Consider the following 16,744-nt stretch of genomic DNA (forward strand, 5'->3'; position numbering starts at 1 on the left):
GCCGGCCGTCAACCGGTGCTCGCCGACCGTTCCTTGGCCGCGCTGAAGCCGATGGACGCGGTGAGCAGGGCCTGAAGTGCGGCGATCAGGGCGGCCAGTGTCCAGAGCCATGCGATGTCGTCCGGCGGGGGGCCCGCGCTGACGCCGTACCTGCCCTGAGGATCGACGGTGACGGTGACCTGGTCACCGACAGCCAGCTTCCCCGCGCCGATGGCACCGAGCGGACGGTGATGGGACACGTCGGCCACGACCGCTTCCGTTTCGGCGTCGTACACACCGCCGCCGGCCTGCAGAGCGGTCACGACCGCCTGAACGGGCCGGCCGCGCTCGTGCAACTGATGGTCCTTCAGGGCGATCCAGCACACGAACATGGTCACAGCGACGCAGACGGCCACCGCTGTCTCCCGTGTGCCGGTGCTCTTGTCCCGCAGGTCGTACAGGCCGAACGCCACTGCGACCAGCGCTCCGCACAACAGGACCCCGCCGAAGCCGAGGACCATCGTGTTCCGCCATCCGACGGGCGTCAGCGACGCACCGTAGACGACGGCGAACGCCGTCGCCGTCAATGCCGCGCTGGCCGGCACCGCGAGTGCGGTCCACAGCAGCCGTACGCCCCGCCTCCGTCCGGTGCCGCTCACCGATTCCTCTCTTCTGCGGTCAGACCGCGTGGCGGCAGCAGGCCGAAACTCTCCAGCAGCCGCAGTGGCTTCGAGACGTCGGGACGGTCCTCGGTGAGAGAGGGAGCCAGCGGGTTCTCGGCGAGCAGTCGAGCAACGCCGTCGAGGAGGACCTGGGGACGGTGGAAGCCCGCCTTATGCTCGGCCACCCGACGGGCGGGCAGCCCGGTGAGTTCCGTCAGGTGATGCTCGACTCCCGGCGGGTGCGGTCCGGTCAGCAGCAACCCTCCTGTGGTCGCCTGCCGGGCCGTCTCAGGCGGCGCGTCACGGAGCACCTGCTCCACGAGGGCCGCCACCGGCCCGTAGGCAGGGGTTACGACGTCGCGCAGTTCGGCCGGTGACACGGTCGCCGTGCCCGGCGGAGAGGGCAGGATACGGTCCGAGGTGATCGGTGTCCCGTAGACGGGCCCGGAGCGTGGTATCCACGGCGAGGGGCCGAACGCGCCGTCGTGAACGACTGCGGCCCACGCCTCTTCCAGGCCCACGTCCAGGCGGTGCACGGCCCGCAGGTGCTCGGCCACGGTCTCGGCCAGGCCGCGCGTGCCACCTGGCGCCAGTCCGCTGACGATCACTTCCCGCTCGGTGACGACGGCGACCGAGGTGCGCACGGCATCCTGGTGCACCACGACACACGCGGACGGCTCCGGGTCCAGGCCCGCGCCGGCCAGGGCCGCCACCGCCTCGTCCACCACCGTGACCACCGCGGCCGGCCACAGCTCCCGGGCCGTGTCCACGGCCGGCCCGACCCCCGGGTGCCCTCCCGGTGCCACGAGAACCATGGACCCGATCGGCGCCCAGAGTTGCGCCCGCTTAGCCACACCGACCGCAAGGACGTGTGCCGCGAGCGACGCGTCCGCTTGTGGGTTCGGGTCCCAGGCCAGTTCCAGCACCACCTGCGAGTACCGGGCGCTGCGCCCCGTCACCTGCAGTCGTATCTCGTCAAGAGCCCACCAGAGCACGCCGCCCCCCGCACCGTTTTCCTGTGCGGGGATCGTAGATGACTGACGACGCTCAGTGCGGCCCGGACACGACCCGCATCTGCGTGGACCGGGGGAATTCCGCCGGTTGTTGGGGGTCTCAGCTATGTTCTGAGGTCAGACAGCCGCGGGAACGGGGAGAGACCATGGCGCAGTTGTTGGGGCCGCTGGAGCTGACACAGGACGGGTGGGTGATCGGAGATCCGACTCGAACAGGAGGCCTGTGTGTCCTGCTCACCCCGGAGGGTCTTGAGCACCGACGGCACGGCGCAGCAGAACCTCAACTCACCCTCCCGTGGGCCCGTTTCATGGAGCTGCACGTACAAGCCGCCTTCCGGAAGTGGCAGACCACGCCCGGCCTTCCTGCCCGGCCCGGCGCCGACATGGGCCGCGACGGCTGCTCGCTGTACGGCCTCGTGCGCCACCCCTACGAACCGTGGCGTGTGCGCTACACCCATCACCAGCGAGGCTACAAAGGCAGCCACGTCATGGTGCTGAAGTTCCTTTTCGCCCAGCTCAGCGAAGCCAAGGCTCTGGACCGGCTCGGGGACCGGGAGTGGGTGAGTGCGGCGGTGGCCCAGCTTTCGAACTACACCTCCTGGAACGGTTCCAGAGCCAGACAGCTGGTGGAGACGACCATCCGGAGCCTCGGCACCTGATCGGTTCCGGTGGCCCCTCGGTCGCCGCGCCCGCCGGCCTCCGTCGGGCCGCCGGGCGCGGTGCCGTGTCAGTCGGGTGGGGCCGGAGCCGGGAGGGCCGCCACCACGTCGATCTCCACGAGGATGTCCATCAAGTCGGATCCCACGGTGGTGCGTACGGGGCAGGGGGCCTCGAAGAAGGCTCGGTAGGCCGCGTCGTATGCGGCGAAGTCCCGTTCGAGGTGCTGGAGGTGGGTCGTGACCTTCACGACGTCCCGCAGGGTCAGGCCCTCGGCGGCCAGGACCGCGCTGACGTTGCGCAGCACCTGGGCGGTCTGCGCGCCGACGCCCTGCGGAACCTCGCCGGTGGCCGGGTGTTGCGGGCCGAAGCCGGCCGTGTGGAGGAAGCCGCCCGCTACGACCCCTTGGGAGTAGGCGCCGGCCGGACGTGGTGCGTCGGGGGTGCTCACGGGCCGCTTGCCGTTCGGTGTGCCGGTCATCCGGTCAGGTCTCCTTCGCGCTCGTTGACGGCGGCGTAGTGGAGGAGCTTCTCCTCGTCGACCGTGACGCCCAGGCCGGGCCCGGACGGGACGCGCAGTCGGCCGTTCTCCAGGTGCAGCGGCTCGATGATGTCGTCCGCGTGCAGGTAGTACATGCTGTCGATGGCCCGTGACAGGACGGGGGTGCTCGCGACCACGGCCAGGTGGGCCGCGGTGGCGATGCCGAGTTCGCCGCCGCTGTGCAGGTTCATGCCCAGGCCGAAGGTCTCGCAGTGCGCGGCGAGCGCCTTGGTCGCGGCGATGCCGCCCCATTTGTAGACGTCCCCGTGGATGACGTCGACGGCGTTGAGCCGCATGGCCGGGGCGAACTCCTCGAAGCGGACGACGCACATGTTGGTGCACAGCGGGATGCGGATCTTCGCCTTGACCTGGCTCATTCCCTCGATGCCGACGCAGGGGTCCTCCAGGTACTCCAGGTCGAGTTCCTCCAGGGCGATGCCCGCGCGTATCGAATCCGGCACGGACCAGGCCGCGTTGGGGTCGACGCGCAGGTTCAGGTCGGGGAGTGCCTCGCGGACGGCACGCAGGATGGCGACGTCTCCCCGGGAGTCCCGGGTGCCCTTGAGCTTGACGGCCTCGAAGCCGCCCTCGGCGACGACGCGTACGGCGTGCTCCGCCATGGCCTTGGGCAGGTAGGCGCCGGTCGCACCGGGTGCGTCGGCGCGGGTGATCAGCGCGGTGATCGGGACCTCGTCGCGCACGGGGCCGCCGAGCAGGTCGGTGACGGACTGACCGGTGGCCTTGCCCATGGCGTCCCAGCAGGCGACGTCGACGGCGGCGATCGCCGCGTAGCCGAGGTAGCCGTAGAAGAAGGGGACCATGTGCTGCCTGCGGTGGAAGCTCTCGACCGCGAAGGGGCTGGTGCCGATCAGGTCGGGGATCATCCGGCGGACGATCGCGGCGACCGGCCGGCCCCACATCGTCTCGCCCCAGCCCTCGACGCCCGTGTCGGTGCGCACGCGGACGACGGTGCGGGTCTCGCCGGTCTTGGTCTCGAAGGAACTCGTGAAGGGATTGACGAGTGGGAGGTTGACGACCCACACGTCGACGTCGGTGATCTTCATTTCTTCTCCTCGCGTCATCGGGCTGACCGGCTCGCGGTGTCGAAGGCCCGGATCGCGTGCGCCAGTGCGCGCGCCCGGTCGTCCAGGAGCAGCCGGCCCCGGTCGGCGTCGGCGCCGGACGGGTCGTCGGTGGAGCCGCCGACCCGCTCCCACTCGCCGTGGCGTTCCACGGTCAGGCCGGGGTGGGGCGGGTGGTCGAACAGAGGTGGGGGTTCGACGGGGGTACGGGCCGGTACGGGGGTGCGGACCAGGTCGGGGTGGGCCGCGAACATCAGGGACGTCTCGAACCATCCGGCGTGTCCCGGGGTGACCTCGGGCCGCCCGGCCGGGTCGTCGCCGGTGGTGAGGGTCCAGTAGGAGCAGGCGGCGGCGGTCACCTCGGCGCGCAGCGCGAGCCGTTTGACGGCGAGCCGCATGATCTCGTCGTTGCCGCCGTGACCGTTGACGACCAGGATGCGTCGGCAGCCGCTGGTCACCAGGGAGTCGAGGATGTCGTCCAGGACCGCGGCGAGGGTGGCCGCGGACAGCGAGACGGCCGCGGCGAACAGGTGGTGGGGGCTGTGCCCGAAGGGCAGGGCGGGCAGTCGTACGACGTGCGGCGCCCCGGGCTCACGGTCCAAAAGGTCCAGTGCGCGGTCGACGACCTCTTCGGCGAGCAGCGTGTCGGTGCCCATCGGCAGGTGCGCGGCGTGCTGCTCCTGCGAACCGATGGGCAGCAGGACGATGCCCTCCTCGCCGGCCCTGCGTACCTCACGCCAGGTGAGTTCGGTCAGCCTCGATTGACTCACGGTGCTACCTCTCCGAAACGGGGCCATGGCAGAGTCGGCGCATGGTCCACAAAAGTTCCCTGTTGCGACTGGTCCCCGACGCTGCGGAGCAGCCGGCCGCTCCTCCCGCGGCGCCGCGGCTGGGCGCCGTCGAACTGGTGCCCGGCCGGGTCAGGGCGGCCGTGCTGTCGATGGCCGGCCGGGTCATGGACCGCACCGAGTCGTCGTACGACGCGGCGCGTGCCGTCCCCGCCGACATCGACCGGGCGCTGGCCGGGGTCGCGCCGCTCTTCGCCGAGCACCGGTTGCAGGGGATCGGGGTGGCCGCTGCGGGGCTCGTGGATCCCGGCGCGGGCCTGATCCTGGAGGTCAACGACGTGCCCGCGCTGCACGGCTATCCGGTGGCCGACCGGCTGGCCGCGCTGACCGGGGCCGGGGTGCGGGTGGAGCACCGGGCGCGGTTGCAGGTGCTGGGCGACCGCTGGTTCGGCGCGGGCCGCGGGCGGCGTACGTTCGCCTCGGTGTCCACCGGCGAGGTGCTGGGCGTGGGCATCCTGTACGACGGTGAGGTGATGGCCCCGCCGGGCGGCCGCAGCGGCGCGCACATGACCGTGTCGGCCAGCGGTGAGCGCTGCACCTGCGGCAGCCGGGGATGCTGGAAGACGCTGGCCACCACCGGCTGGCTGCGGGCACGGGCGCGTGCCGCGGGGCTCGGTCCGGCGTGCTCGCTGGAGTCGCTGGTCGCCTGCGGTGATCCGCTGGCCGACCGGGTGGTGGAGGAGTACGCGCACAACCTGGCACTCGGGCTGGTGAACGTGCAGCAGCTCTTCGCGCCGGGTCTGTTCATCCTGCACGGCGAGGCCCGCGAGGGCGGGGAGCGGTTCCGCGTCGTGGTGGAGGAGCGGCTGCGGGACGCGGTCGCCTTCGCGGGGGCCGAGCGGCCGCGGGTGCTGGTCGGTACGGCGGCCGTCGACGACGTGGCGCTGCTGGGCGGGGCGGGGCTGGTCCTGTCTCACACGTAGGGCGGGCGTGGAGGCGGGGGCCTGTGCCGTGCGCACGGGTGTCGCCTCCCGTGGAGCGGTCCTGGTCATCGGCTCTGCCCGCCCGCCGTCGCCGCGGCCCGCTCGGCGGCCCGGCGCCCGCAGCGCGGGTCGAGGACCGGTACGGCGTCGAGCAGGCGCCGGGTGTACGGGTGCTGCGGGTCGCGCAGGACCCGCGTCGCCTCGCCGACCTCGACGAGGCGGCCTTCGCTCATCACCGCGACCCGGTCGGCGACCTGGGCCACCACGGCGAGGTTGTGGGAGACGAACAGGTAGGTCAGGCCCAGGCGTTGCTGGAGGTCGGCCAGCAGATCGAGGACGGTCGCCTGCACCCGAACGTCCAGGGCGCTGGTGGGTTCGTCGAGCACCAGCAGGCGGGGGTGGAGCGCGAGGGCGCGGGCGATGGAGACGCGCTGGCGCTGGCCGCCGGAGAACTCGTGGGGGTAGCGGTCCTGGATGCCGGCGTCCAGGCCCACGGCTTCGAGGAGTTCCCCGACCCGTTCCCGGTTGCGGGCCCGTGCGCGCCGTCCGCGGGCCTCGGGATCGTGGGTGACCAGGGGCTCGGCGACGATGTCGGTGATGCGCATGCGCGGGTTCATGCTGGAGTAGGGGTCCTGGAGGACGACCTGCATCTGCCTCCGGATGCCGCGCAGTTGGGCCGCGGAGAGGGTTGCGAGGTCCTGTCCGTCGAAGCGCACGCTGCCGGCGGTGGGTTCGAGCAGGCCGAGCAGCAGCCGGGTCAGGGTGGTCTTGCCGCAGCCGGACTCGCCGACCAGGGCGAGGGTCTCGTTCTCGTGGACGTCGAGGGAGACGTCGTCGACGGCGACGTTGGTGTGCCGGGTGCCGAATTCCTTGCGCAGGCCGACCAGTTCGAGGATGACCGGAGCGGGCGCTGCCTCGGGGGTGGACGTGGGTGTGGTGCCGTCGGTGCTCATGCCGCCTCCAGTCGCGGGGTGGCCGCCAGCAGGGTGCGGGTGTAGGGGTCGGCGGGCCGGTCGAAGACGTCGAGGACGTCGCCGGTCTCGACGACCTTGCCCTGGTTCATCACCGCGACCCGGTCGGCGGTCTCCGCGACGACGGCGAGGTCGTGGGTGATGAGGACCACGGCCATGTCGTGCCTGTGCTGGAGGGTGACGAGCAGGTCGAGGATCTGGCGCTGCACGGTGACGTCGAGGGCCGTGGTCGGTTCGTCCGCGATCAGGACGCGGGGGGCGGGCCACCAGGGCCGTGGCGATCATCACGCGCTGGCGCAGGCCGCCGGAGAGTTCGTGCGGGTACTGGCGGTAGCGTGCGGCCGGGTCGGGGATGCCGACCTCGTCCAGGGCGGCCAGTGCGGCTTCGGCGGCGTCCGCGCGGGACATGCCGGTGTGCAGCCGCAGGACCTCGGCGACCTGGCTGCCGACGCGCTGGAGCGGGTCGAGGCAGGTCATGGGGTCCTGGAAGACCATGGCGATGTCGCGTCCGCGGACCTTGCCGAGTTCCTTCTCGGAGAGTTTCAGCAGGTCGCGGCCGTCGAAGCGGATCTCGCCCCCGGTGTAGACGCAGGGCGGGCTGGGGTTGAGCCGCAGCACGGACAGCGCGGTGGCGCTCTTGCCGCTGCCGGACTCCCCCACCACGGCCAGGGTTTCGCCGGCGTGGACGTGCAGGGAGACGTCCTGGACGGCGTGGACGACGGAGGTGGCGAGCCGGAAGTCGACGCTGAGGCCGTCGATCGCCAGCAGCGGTTGCTCGTCGTCCGTCCGCCGGGACGGTTCGGGGGTGCGTCGGTCGTTGGTCATCGGCGGTAGGCCTTCGGGTCCGCGACGTCCCGCAGGGCGTCGCCGGTGATGTTGATGGCGAGGGAGGTCAGCATCAGGGCGATGCCGGGGAAGACGGCGACCCACCAGGAGGTGCCGAGGTAGAGCTGGCCGTCGGAGAGCATCGCGCCCCAGGTGACGGTCTCCTTGGGCACGCCCAGGCCGAGGTAGCTCAGGGAGGCCTCGGCGACGATGGCGGCGGCGACGTGCAGGGTGCCGATGGTGGCCAGCGGTGCCATCACGTTCGGCAGCAGGTGGCGGCGCATGATGGTGACGTCCGTGACGCCGATGGCGCGGGCCTCGGTGATGAAGTCGCGGCTGCGCAGCGACAGCACCTCGGAGCGTACGACGCGGGCGTAGGAGACCCAGCCGGTGAAGCCGAGGACCAGGATCACCATCCACAGTCCCGAGCCGAGGAAGCCGACGACGGCGAGCGCCAGCAGCAGCGCGGGGAAGGCGAGTTGCACGTCTGCGAGGCGCATGAGGGTGCGGTCGACCCAGCCGCCGAGGTATCCGGCGGACAGGCCGACGACGGTGCCGATGACACCGGCGAGCAGGGCGGCGCCGGCGCCGACGAGCAGGGAGACCCGGGCGCCGTAGACGACGCGGGAGAGCATGTCGCGGCCGAGCTGGTCGGTGCCCAGGAGGTGGGCAGCGCTGCCGCCGTGCTGCCAGGCGGGAGGCCGGAGCCGTAGCAGCAGGTTCTGGGTGTTGGGGTCATAGGGGGCGATCAGCGGGGCGGACAGGGCGGCGACGAGCAGCAGCGCGAGGACGACGAGGGCCGCCACGGCGAGCTTGTTACGCAGCAGCGCCCGCAGGACGGCGGACCGGGCGCCGGTGCCGGGGCCGCCGTTCGGTGTCCGCGCCGCGGCCCGGTCAGTGGTGGCGGGGGTCATGACGGTCATCGGGACGTCCTCACCCTCGGGTCGAGGAAGCTGTAGGAGAGGTCGACGAGCAGGTTCACCACGACGAAGGTGGTGGCGAAGAACAGGACGGTGGCCTGGACGAGCGGGAAGTCGCGGTTGGAGATCGCCTCGACGGTGAGCTGTCCGACCCCCGGCCAGGAGAAGACCCGTTCGGTGAGGATCGCGCCGCCGAGCAGATTGCCGACTTCGAGGCCGACGACGGTCACCACGGGCAGGGAGGCGTTGCGCAGTCCGTGCCTGAGGACCACCTGGAGGGGGCCGAAGCCCTTGGCGCGGGCGCTGCGGATGTGGTCCGAGGAGAGCACGTCGACGAGCGAGGAGCGCAGCAGCCGTGCAACGACGGCGACGGAGTACACGGCGAGGGTGATCGCGGGCAGGATCAGGTTGGCGAAGGTGCCGTAGCCGGAGGCGGGCAGGACGCGCAGCCAGACGGCGAAGACCAGGATGAGCAGGATGCCGACCCAGAACGGCGGGGTGGACTGGCCGAGCAGGACTCCGGTCATCACGGTGCTGTCGGTGCCCCGGCCGCGGCGCATGGCGGCGACGATGCCCGCCGGGATCGCGATGACGAGGGTCACGGCGAGGGCGGCGGCGGCGAGTTGGAGGGTGGCGGGCAGCCGGTCGGCGAGGATCTCGCTCACGGGCTGTCCGTAGACGAGGGAGTCGCCGAAGTCGAGGTGGAGCAGTCCCCAGAGGTAGTCGAGGTACTGGGAGAGCAGGGACCGGTCCAGGCCCAGGGAGTGGCGCAGTGCCCGTTCCTGTGCGGCGGTGGCGTCCGGTGGCAGCAGGATCTTCACGGGGTCGCCGGACAGGCGGACCAGGAAGAAGGTGACGGTCGCCGTGCAGAAGAGGACGAACACGGCGATGGCCAGGCGTTTCCCGACGTCGCGCAGGAGTGCCGTCCCGCGGCGGGGGCGGGCGGCCGGTGCCGCAGGTGCGGGTGGTCGGTCGAGGGTCGGTGTGCTCACCGGGTCACCTCCGCGCTCTCCATGGCGAGGACGCCCGCGGCTCCCGGGATCCAGCGGGGCCGGTCGTTGCGGGCGTAGATGTTGTCGATCTGGTAGAGGAAGACGAAGGGTGCTTCCTCGCGCATCAGGCGTTGCAGGTCCGAGAGGGCGCGGGTGCGCGCGGCCGGGTCCTCGGACAGTTCCTCGATGTCGATCAGGCGGTCCGCCTCCTTGGAGTGCCAGCGGCTCTGGCGCCGGTCGCTGCGGACGTTGGACTGGACGATGCCGGCGCCGTCCAGGGTCCACACGGTGCTGGCGGCGAGGTAGATCGGGCCGAGGGCGCCGCGGTTGTCCGAGGTGAGCCGGGCGGAGTAGGTACCGGGGTCGAGCAGGTCGACGCGGGCGTCCACGCCGACGCGGGACAGCAGTCCGGACAGGGCCTCGGCGACGTTGGCGTCGACGTTGGAGGCGGTGAGCATGGTGGAGAAGCCGTGGGGGTGGCCGGCCTCGGCCAGGAGACGGCGCGCGGTGTCCAGGGAGCGGGTGAAGGGCTTGACGGTGGGGTCGAAGCCGAAGGCGCCCCGTGGGACGAGGGCGGGGGTCTCGGTGGCCTTGCCGCCGAGTACGGCCTTGATCAGGAGCGGTACGTCGATCGCGTGGTTGAGCGCCTGACGTACTCGGCGGTCCTGGAGGGGGCCGCGTTCCAGGGTGTTCAGCGACAGGTAGGCGGTGCGGATCCCGGTGTGGCCGTCGATCTTGATTCCGCCGTAGCCGTCGAGCTGCTGGGCGGCGTCCGGGGTGAGGCCGGCGACCAGGTCGACTCCGCCGCTCTGCAGGGAGGCCAGTGAGGAGGAGGCGTTGGGCGCGGGGGTGAAGACGACGCCGTCGAGGGCGGGGCGGCCGCTCCAGTGGTGGTCGTAGGCCCGCATGCGCAGTTCGTGGTCGCGTTGCCAGCTCTCGAAGACGAAGGGGCCGGTGCCGACGGGGTGTTCGGCGAACGCGGCGTCGCCGGCCTCGGCGAGGTGCCGCGGCGGCACCACCACGCCTCCGAACAGGGAGAGTTTGGCGGGCAGGATCGGGTCGTGGACGGTGGTGTGCATGTCCACGGTGTGCCGGTCGACGACGGTGACGCCTTTGACGAAGCGCAGCTCGACGATGGGCGACTTGGTCGCGGGGTCGAGGAGCCGCTCGATGCTGAAGGCCACGGCGTGCGCGTCGCACGCCTCGCCGTTGTGGAAGGTCACGCCGGGGCGCAGGGTGAAGCGCCAGGTGTGCGCGTCGGTCGCCTTCCAGGACAGGGCCAGCCTGGGGTGCAGCCGGTTGTCCAGGCCGCGGGTGGTGAGTGTGTCGAACATGTTGATCAGCACGTTCATCGACACCATGTCGCCCTGCTTCTGCGGGTCGAGTGTCTTGGGGTCGCCCGGCTGGGAGACCCGCAGGACGTTGCCTGCTCTGTCCGCCGCGGCCGTCGTGCCGCACGCGGTCAGGAGCGCGGGGGCACTGAGGGCTCCGAGCAGCAGACCACCGGTCCGCAGGACCTGGCGCCGGCCGGGACGGCCACGGTCCGCCGTGCACCCCTGAAGAAAACGTTCCATTGAAGAACACCTCCGTTCCGTCAGATGGAATGCGGTTGGGTTAAGCTAAGCGACATGGTGAAAGCGGTCAACACCCGGTCGGTCGACCAGGAACTCGTCAAGGGCCCCGTCGACAAGGCCATGGAGGTGCTCGAAGCACTCGTCCAGCCCGGCAGTCCGCACCGGCTGGGGGAGATCGCGAGCCGTACGGGGCTGACCAAGCCCACCGTCCACCGGCATCTGCGCACCATGGCGGAACACGGTTTCGCGGAGGCCACCGAGGGCGGCAGCTACCGTCCCGGTCCCCGCCTGCTGGGCCTGGCCGCGGCGGCGCTCCACGACAGCCGCGTCCTCGAACTCGCCCGGCCCGCCCTGGCGGACCTGCGCCGGCACACCGGCCATGTGGCGTTCTGCGCGGCCCGCGACGCACGGGACGCGGTCTGCCTGGAGCAGTCGGAGCCGGCCCGCGAGTACCGGATCAGCATCCGTCCGGGTCACCGCGCCCCGCTGTACGCCTGCGGTGTGGGTCTCGCGATGCTCTCGGCCCTGCCCGCGGACGAGCGCGACGGCGTGCTCGACACGCTGGACCTGGAGGCCCGCACCCCATCCACCCCGACCGACCCGGCTCTCCTGCGCACCCTGCTCGCCGAGGCGGCCGAGCGCGGCTACGCCGTGGACGACGAGTACGACGAACTGGACGTACGGTCCGTGGCGGCACCCGTGACGGACGCCGCGGGCCGGGTCGTGGGGGCGGTCGGGATCGCCGGGGTGACCTTCACCCTGGACTCGGACAGCGTGGAGGTGTTCGGGCCGATGGTCCGGGCCGCCGCGCGCACGGTGTCCGCCGGGCTCGGCGCCCGCGCTCCGATGCTCGGCCTGGTGCGGCCCGAAGCCCGGGAGGAGCGCTCGTGAGCGCACTGGCCGACCTGCTCGGCCGGGGACGGGAGCGGCGCATCCACTCCGGCGCCGCCTGGTCCGTCGGCGACGCGTCGGGCCCGCTGGACCGCGGCTGGACCGGAACCCGGAGCTGGGACGGACCGCCGCTGGACGGTACCGACGTGTGGGACCTGGCCTCGGTGACGAAGCCGCTCGCCGGGCTGGCCGTGATGGCCCTGGTGGAACGCGGCACACTCGGCCTCGACGACACGGTGGGCGACCACCTCCCCGGCTACCAGGACGGCGACAAAGCCGAGTTGACGGTACGTCACCTGCTCACGCACACCTCCGGCATCCCCGGCCGGGTCCCGCTCTACCGGGAACACCCCACCCGGACCGCGCTCTTGGAGGCGGTGCGGCTGCTGCCCCTGACCGCGCGGCCGGGCACGCGGGTGCAGTACTCCTCGCAGGGGTTCATCGTCCTCGGGCTGATCGCCGAGGCGGCGTCCGGAGAACCGCTGGACGCCTTGGTGGAGCGGCTGGTGTCCGCGCCGCTCGGTCTGCGGGACACCGGCTTCGCACCGGACGCGGCGCGCCGGGCACGGGCGGTGGCCACCGAGGACTGCCCGTGGCGCGGGCGGGTGGTCGTCGGCGAGGTCCACGACGAGAACGCGGTCGTGCTCGGCGCGCCCGCCGCGCACGCGGGCCTGTTCTCCACCCTGGAGGACATGGAACGCATCGGTGCCGCGCTGGCCGCCGGCGGCCGCGGCCTGCTCCGCCCGGACACCTTCGCGCTGATGACAGCCCCGCACACCGACGGCCTGGGGTCGCGCCGCGCGCTCGCCTGGCAGGGCCGCGACCCGGTCGGCTCCCCCGCCGGCGAGGTGTTCGGCCCCGACTCGTTCGGGCACACGGGCTTCACCGGCACCAGCCTGTGGGTCGACCCGGCCGCGGGACGCTACGCCGTGCTGCTGACCAACCGCGTCCATCCCAGCCGGGCGGGCGACGCGATCGCGGCCGAACGCCGGGAGTTCCACGACCTCGCCGCCCGGGCGGCCAGCTGACTCACCGAAGCCTCGCACCGGTTGGCCCCCGGCAATCCCGGGATTCCAGGTGAGGAGGCGACGGGCTGCCCGGGCGTCGGGCGTCGCGCGCCCGTTCGTGACGTCCTCAGCGCTTGATGCCCACCCCGGCCCAGAGGCTGATCTGAGCGTCGGTCGGCTCGGTCCCGTCGGCCGGCGCGTCGGGGCGCCAGCGGTGGCAGCACACGATGCCGGGCTCGATCAGGTCGAGCCCGTCGAAGAAGCGCTGCACGTCGCCGTGCGAACGGAACTGCACGGGAGCACCGGACTTGGTGTAGACCTCCGCAACCTTGTTCCAGGTCACGGGGTCGAAGTCGGGCGTGCAGTGGTTCATGGCGAGGGCGCTGCCGGCCGGGAGCGGGTCGAGCAGCTGCCGGATGATGGCGTAGGGGTCGTGCGGATCGGTGATGAAGTGCATGAGCGCGTTCAGGGAGAGGGCGATGGGCTGGTCGAAGTCCAGCACCTCCGCGTCCTGTACGGCGCTCATCAGCGTGCCCGGATCCCGCACGTCGGCCTGGACGTACGCCGTGCGTCCCTGCGTCGTGCTGCGCATGAGGCGCTGGGCGTACTTGAGGACCATGGGATCGTTGTCGGCGTACACCACGCGGGCGTCGACCGCGACGGACTGGGCGACCTGATGCAGGTTGGGCTCGGTCGGGATGCCCGTGCCGATGTCGAGCCACTGCCGGATGCCGTGCTCCCGCGCCAGGACCCGCGTGGCCCGGTGCATGAACGCGCGGTTCTCCCGCGCGGTCACGTAGATGCCGGGGTGGGCTTCGGCGGCCACCAGGGCCGCGTCCTTGTCGATCTCGAAGTGGTCCTTGCCGCCGAGGAAGTAGTCGTACATCCGGGCGGAGTGCGCCCTGCTCGTGTCGAGGTCCTGGCCGGCCTGCCTGGTGTTCATGTTCTCCCCTTCACGCGTGTGTCTGACGGCCCGCAGGCCAAGAGCTGGGCCACGGTCAAAGCCCCTCCGTCCGCCGCCGGTCACCCGACGGCGGATGTGCTCGGCCGGATCTCTCCGACCCCAGGACCGGACGTGACGATCCCGTCCGGCACCTGCGTCGACGCCACGTCGGCACCGTTCTCCTGAGAGGCTGTCAACGTCGTTATTCTGACGCGGACTTGATGCACCACGCTACGCCCGCGCCTCCATTGCTGAAATTATCAGGGAGACGGTTGCAGCGTGAACACGGTCAGGACACCATCCGCTGACGGGAGTTGAGTCCTGACTCAGGCGTGTACGTCCAGCTTGGGGCGGGATACATCCGCTGATCAGCGGCAACTGTACGTTCGGGTCCGGACGCCCCGATCCCAGGGTCCGCCCGTCAGCGCTGGAGGATCTCCACCAGGCGGGGACCGGTGGCCGACATCCCGTTCCGGATGTACTCCGTGAGGTCGGCCAGCGACTCGGCCCGGTGCGCCTGCACGCCGTAACCCCGGGCGATGTCCAGCACGTTGAGGCCGGAGATGTCGAGGTAGTCACCCTCGGGGACGTGCAGGATCTCGGAGAACTCCTGGAGGGCGCGGTACTTGGTGTTGGTGCAGACGACGAACGTGACGGCGACGTCGTGGCGTGCCGCGGTCCACAGGGCGGCCGGGGTGTACTGCATCGCCCCGTCCCCGATGAGCGCGACCACGGGACGGTCGGGATTGCCGAGCCGCAGCCCGATGGCGGCCGGCAGGCCCCAGCCGAGGCCGCCCGCGGCACAGTAGAAGAGCGACTTCGCGCGGGTGATGGTCAGGCGGTCGCGCACCAGGTCGGACGAGGTCCACTCCAGGGCGATGACCGTGTCGTCGTTCTTGCCGGCCTCGACCGCGTCGAGGATCGCCTCGGTCGTGAAGTGCGGTCCGCTGGTGTCCGCGGCGGCGAGCGTGCGCTCGGCGGGCCAGGGCCGTTCACTCGGGGCCACCGACGCGGCGATCCGTACCAGGGCGTCGGACGGGTCGCCGACCGAGATGCGCCCGAAGGGTGCCCGTGCCGCCTCGTCCGGGTCGTCGGTGACCGCGTACACGCTCACGCCCGGACGCAGGAACTCGTCGGTGGAGGGCGCGTGGTAGCGGAAGACGGGCGCTCCGACGCAGACCACGACGTCGTACGGTGCCAGCACATCGGCGATCGCGCCCGCGGCGGACGGCAGTTGGCCCTGGTAGCAGCGGTGCCGGGTCGGGAAGGGCGAACGGGGTGGGCTGGGCGCGATCCAGACGGGCAGGCGGGCGCGCTCGGCCAGCGCGACGGCGGCCTGGAATCCCTCCTCTGTGTCCGCGCCCGGTCCCAGCACCAGAGCCGGCGCCGACGCTTCGTCGAGGGCCCGGACCAGGGTGTCGAGCGCCTTCCGCGGGACCACCGGGGCGCCGTCCACGCCCCGGTCGAGCAGGTGCGTGAGGGCGCCATCCTCGGCGGGTTCCGTCCAGTCGTCCAGCGGGACCGACAGGTAGACCACGCCGCGTGGGGCGGAGTCGGCGAGCATCAGGCCCTTGGAGACCAGGGCAGGCCCGTCCTGAGGGCGCAGCGGCTCCCCCGACCATTTCACCAGCGGGTCCGCGAGCTTGACCGGGTCCACGTTGGTGAGCATCGCGCCGACCGGGACGTACCGCCGTGCCTGCTGGCCCGCCATGATGACCATCGGCGTGTGGCAGTCCGCCGTGTTGGTCATGCAGCCCATCGCGTTGCCCGTGCCGGAGGCCGCGTGCAGGTTCAGGAAGCCGATCGTGCCCGACGCCTGGGCGAAGCCGTCGGCGATGGCGATGGCGGCGCCCTCTTGCAGCACCAGGTAGTAGGGGATGTCCTCCGGGAGGCCTGTGAGGAAGGACAGTTCGTTCGACCCGGGGTTGCCGAACACCGCCCTCACGCCGTGGTGCCGGAGAATCCCGTAGAAGGCGTCACTGACAGTAGCCACGACAGGCCCCTCGGATGCGAAACAGGTCGGTTCTTCGACTTTACGAGCAGCCATCGAACCCGGCAAATTAGACACATTCTGGGCAAGGCACTTTGCCGCCACCTCCTCGCGCCCGGGGCACGTTCGGCGCCAGCGGTCTACACCAATGCGGGAGCGCTGCAGAGCCATGCCAACGCGACCGACGTCGGAGTGACCGTCGGGGCCGGGCACAGGACGGCGGGACCTCCCCTATGGCCGCGCCCCCCTCACGACGAAGCCACCGGACCCAATCACCTGACGGCCGCGCACCCTCTGCACGACAAGGCGCCGGAATACAGGAATCCGTTTCACCCACGCCAGATATCCCGCCGCGGCAACTCTGCGGAAGAGTTCTTCTATGCCCACGATCGACGCTTGAGTTCCGCTTTCGGAATTTGAACAACGCTCACGTCTCGCCGGCACTGAAAAGCCTCGACAGAAGTCCCGCACGAGAGAGCGGAATCAGAGCGTCAGTCGGCATTCGTGACGGCAATGACGCGGGCGCGATTCCGAAGGACTCCCAACCTTCGTGAAGAAACCAACATCTCGGACAGACCCTCACGCAACCCTGCACAGAGACCCTGTTCAGCACGGCCCAGAGGATGATCAAGAGGGACAAGCCGACTCTTTCCGGCACCGCTCAGGCCAGGCGGCCATCACCCAGCCCACGACACCTCGCCCCCGCGCGATCCGACACGCGGAGAGCGGCACGGCATCCGCCCGCCTGCGGGGACACAGGAACACCCGCACCGCTCACCGGTCTGGACCTGTGCAGGCGACCGGCCCCCCCGCCCCCCCCCCCGGGGGGGCGCGCCCCCCCCGGCCGCGGCCCCCCCCCCCCCCCCCCCCCCCCGGGGGGCCCCCCCCCGCCCACCGGGCGGCCACGCGCACCCGGGTAGTGCGCG

At 71.6% G+C, this 16,744-nt stretch carries 15 protein-coding genes and 1 pseudogene; 4 read left to right on the forward strand and 12 right to left on the reverse strand.

Annotation, left to right across the window (positions count from 1 at the left end; genetic code table 11):
• Positions 1-8 precede the first annotated feature (8 nt).
• Together ACIQOE_RS39375 and ACIQOE_RS39380 are read right to left on the reverse strand one after the other, a co-directional pair.
• On the reverse strand, positions 9-638 hold the full coding sequence (locus ACIQOE_RS39375) for a hypothetical protein (RefSeq protein ID WP_401416883.1): 630 nt from the start codon (positions 636-638) through the stop codon (positions 9-11).
• On the reverse strand, positions 635-1,600 hold the full coding sequence (locus tag ACIQOE_RS39380; protein ID WP_401416885.1) for a rod shape-determining protein: 966 nt from the start codon (positions 1,598-1,600) through the stop codon (positions 635-637). The genes ACIQOE_RS39375 and ACIQOE_RS39380 overlap by 4 nt, the downstream gene beginning before the upstream one ends.
• Before the next feature lie 200 nt (positions 1,601-1,800).
• Here ACIQOE_RS39380 and ACIQOE_RS39385 point away from each other — a divergent pair, with 200 nt between their 5' ends.
• Positions 1,801-2,313 carry a hypothetical protein gene (locus ACIQOE_RS39385; protein WP_401416886.1) on the forward strand — a complete coding sequence of 171 codons (513 nt, stop codon included), beginning with the start codon at positions 1,801-1,803 and terminating at the stop codon, positions 2,311-2,313.
• Positions 2,314-2,381: 68 nt separating this feature from the next.
• On the opposite strand, the gene ACIQOE_RS39390 is transcribed toward ACIQOE_RS39385, so the two are convergent.
• The 3 genes from ACIQOE_RS39390 to ACIQOE_RS39400 are packed head-to-tail and all read right to left on the reverse strand — an operon-like array spanning position 2,382 to position 4,704.
• Positions 2,382-2,792, reverse strand: a complete 411-nt coding sequence (locus tag ACIQOE_RS39390) for a Rid family hydrolase (protein WP_365555878.1) — start codon at positions 2,790-2,792, stop codon at positions 2,382-2,384.
• On the reverse strand, positions 2,789-3,916 hold the full coding sequence (locus ACIQOE_RS39395; RefSeq protein WP_401416887.1) for a mandelate racemase/muconate lactonizing enzyme family protein: 1,128 nt from the start codon (positions 3,914-3,916) through the stop codon (positions 2,789-2,791). Before ACIQOE_RS39395 ends, ACIQOE_RS39390 begins: the two co-directional genes overlap by 4 nt.
• A gap of 14 nt (positions 3,917-3,930) precedes the next feature.
• Positions 3,931-4,704 (reverse strand): creatininase family protein, encoded by a 774-nt coding sequence (locus ACIQOE_RS39400; protein WP_401416888.1) that lies wholly within the window; start codon positions 4,702-4,704, stop codon positions 3,931-3,933.
• A 41-nt stretch (positions 4,705-4,745) separates the two neighbouring features.
• On the opposite strand from ACIQOE_RS39400, the gene ACIQOE_RS39405 reads away from it, so the two are divergent.
• Positions 4,746-5,705 (forward strand): ROK family protein, encoded by a 960-nt coding sequence (locus ACIQOE_RS39405; protein WP_401416889.1) that lies wholly within the window; start codon positions 4,746-4,748, stop codon positions 5,703-5,705.
• Between the two features lie 65 nt (positions 5,706-5,770).
• Here ACIQOE_RS39405 and ACIQOE_RS39410 read toward each other — a convergent pair whose 3' ends face one another.
• The 5 genes and pseudogenes from ACIQOE_RS39410 to ACIQOE_RS39430 all read right to left on the reverse strand — a co-directional run bounded on the left by ACIQOE_RS39410 (position 5,771) and on the right by ACIQOE_RS39430 (position 10,987).
• Positions 5,771-6,658, reverse strand: a complete 888-nt coding sequence (locus tag ACIQOE_RS39410) for an ATP-binding cassette domain-containing protein (RefSeq protein WP_401416890.1) — start codon at positions 6,656-6,658, stop codon at positions 5,771-5,773.
• Positions 6,655-7,501, reverse strand: a pseudogene (locus tag ACIQOE_RS39415) (ATP-binding cassette domain-containing protein). Before ACIQOE_RS39415 ends, ACIQOE_RS39410 begins: the two are co-directional and overlap by 4 nt.
• Positions 7,498-8,424, reverse strand: a complete 927-nt coding sequence (locus ACIQOE_RS39420) for an ABC transporter permease (RefSeq protein ID WP_401416892.1) — start codon at positions 8,422-8,424, stop codon at positions 7,498-7,500. Before ACIQOE_RS39420 ends, ACIQOE_RS39415 begins: the two are co-directional and overlap by 4 nt.
• Entirely contained in the window at positions 8,421-9,413 is a 993-nt protein-coding gene (locus ACIQOE_RS39425) for an ABC transporter permease (protein WP_399008826.1), read from the reverse strand. Before ACIQOE_RS39425 ends, ACIQOE_RS39420 begins: the two co-directional genes overlap by 4 nt.
• Positions 9,410-10,987, reverse strand: a complete 1,578-nt coding sequence (locus ACIQOE_RS39430) for an ABC transporter substrate-binding protein (RefSeq protein ID WP_401416894.1) — start codon at positions 10,985-10,987, stop codon at positions 9,410-9,412. The genes ACIQOE_RS39425 and ACIQOE_RS39430 overlap by 4 nt, the downstream gene beginning before the upstream one ends.
• A gap of 54 nt (positions 10,988-11,041) precedes the next feature.
• On the opposite strand from ACIQOE_RS39430, the gene ACIQOE_RS39435 reads away from it, so the two are divergent.
• Both ACIQOE_RS39435 and ACIQOE_RS39440 read left to right on the forward strand, forming a co-directional pair.
• Positions 11,042-11,878: an IclR family transcriptional regulator gene (locus tag ACIQOE_RS39435; protein WP_401416896.1), complete on the forward strand. Its 837-nt coding sequence runs from the start codon at positions 11,042-11,044 to the stop codon at positions 11,876-11,878.
• A complete protein-coding gene (locus ACIQOE_RS39440; RefSeq protein ID WP_401416898.1) occupies positions 11,875-12,906 on the forward strand; it encodes a serine hydrolase domain-containing protein in 1,032 nt (343 codons plus the stop codon). The genes ACIQOE_RS39435 and ACIQOE_RS39440 overlap by 4 nt, the downstream gene beginning before the upstream one ends.
• 106 nt (positions 12,907-13,012) lie before the next feature.
• Here the strand turns inward: ACIQOE_RS39440 and ACIQOE_RS39445 are convergent, their stop codons facing one another.
• Both ACIQOE_RS39445 and mdlC read right to left on the reverse strand, forming a co-directional pair.
• Positions 13,013-13,828 carry an SAM-dependent methyltransferase gene (locus ACIQOE_RS39445; protein WP_351327863.1) on the reverse strand — a complete coding sequence of 272 codons (816 nt, stop codon included), beginning with the start codon at positions 13,826-13,828 and terminating at the stop codon, positions 13,013-13,015.
• A gap of 421 nt (positions 13,829-14,249) precedes the next feature.
• A complete protein-coding gene (gene mdlC, locus ACIQOE_RS39450; RefSeq protein WP_401416900.1) occupies positions 14,250-15,821 on the reverse strand; it encodes a benzoylformate decarboxylase in 1,572 nt (523 codons plus the stop codon).
• Positions 15,822-16,744 lie beyond the last annotated feature (923 nt).

This window comes from Streptomyces sp. NPDC091282, from assembly GCF_044757385.1.
Lineage (GTDB): Bacteria > Actinomycetota > Actinomycetes > Streptomycetales > Streptomycetaceae > Streptomyces > Streptomyces gramineus.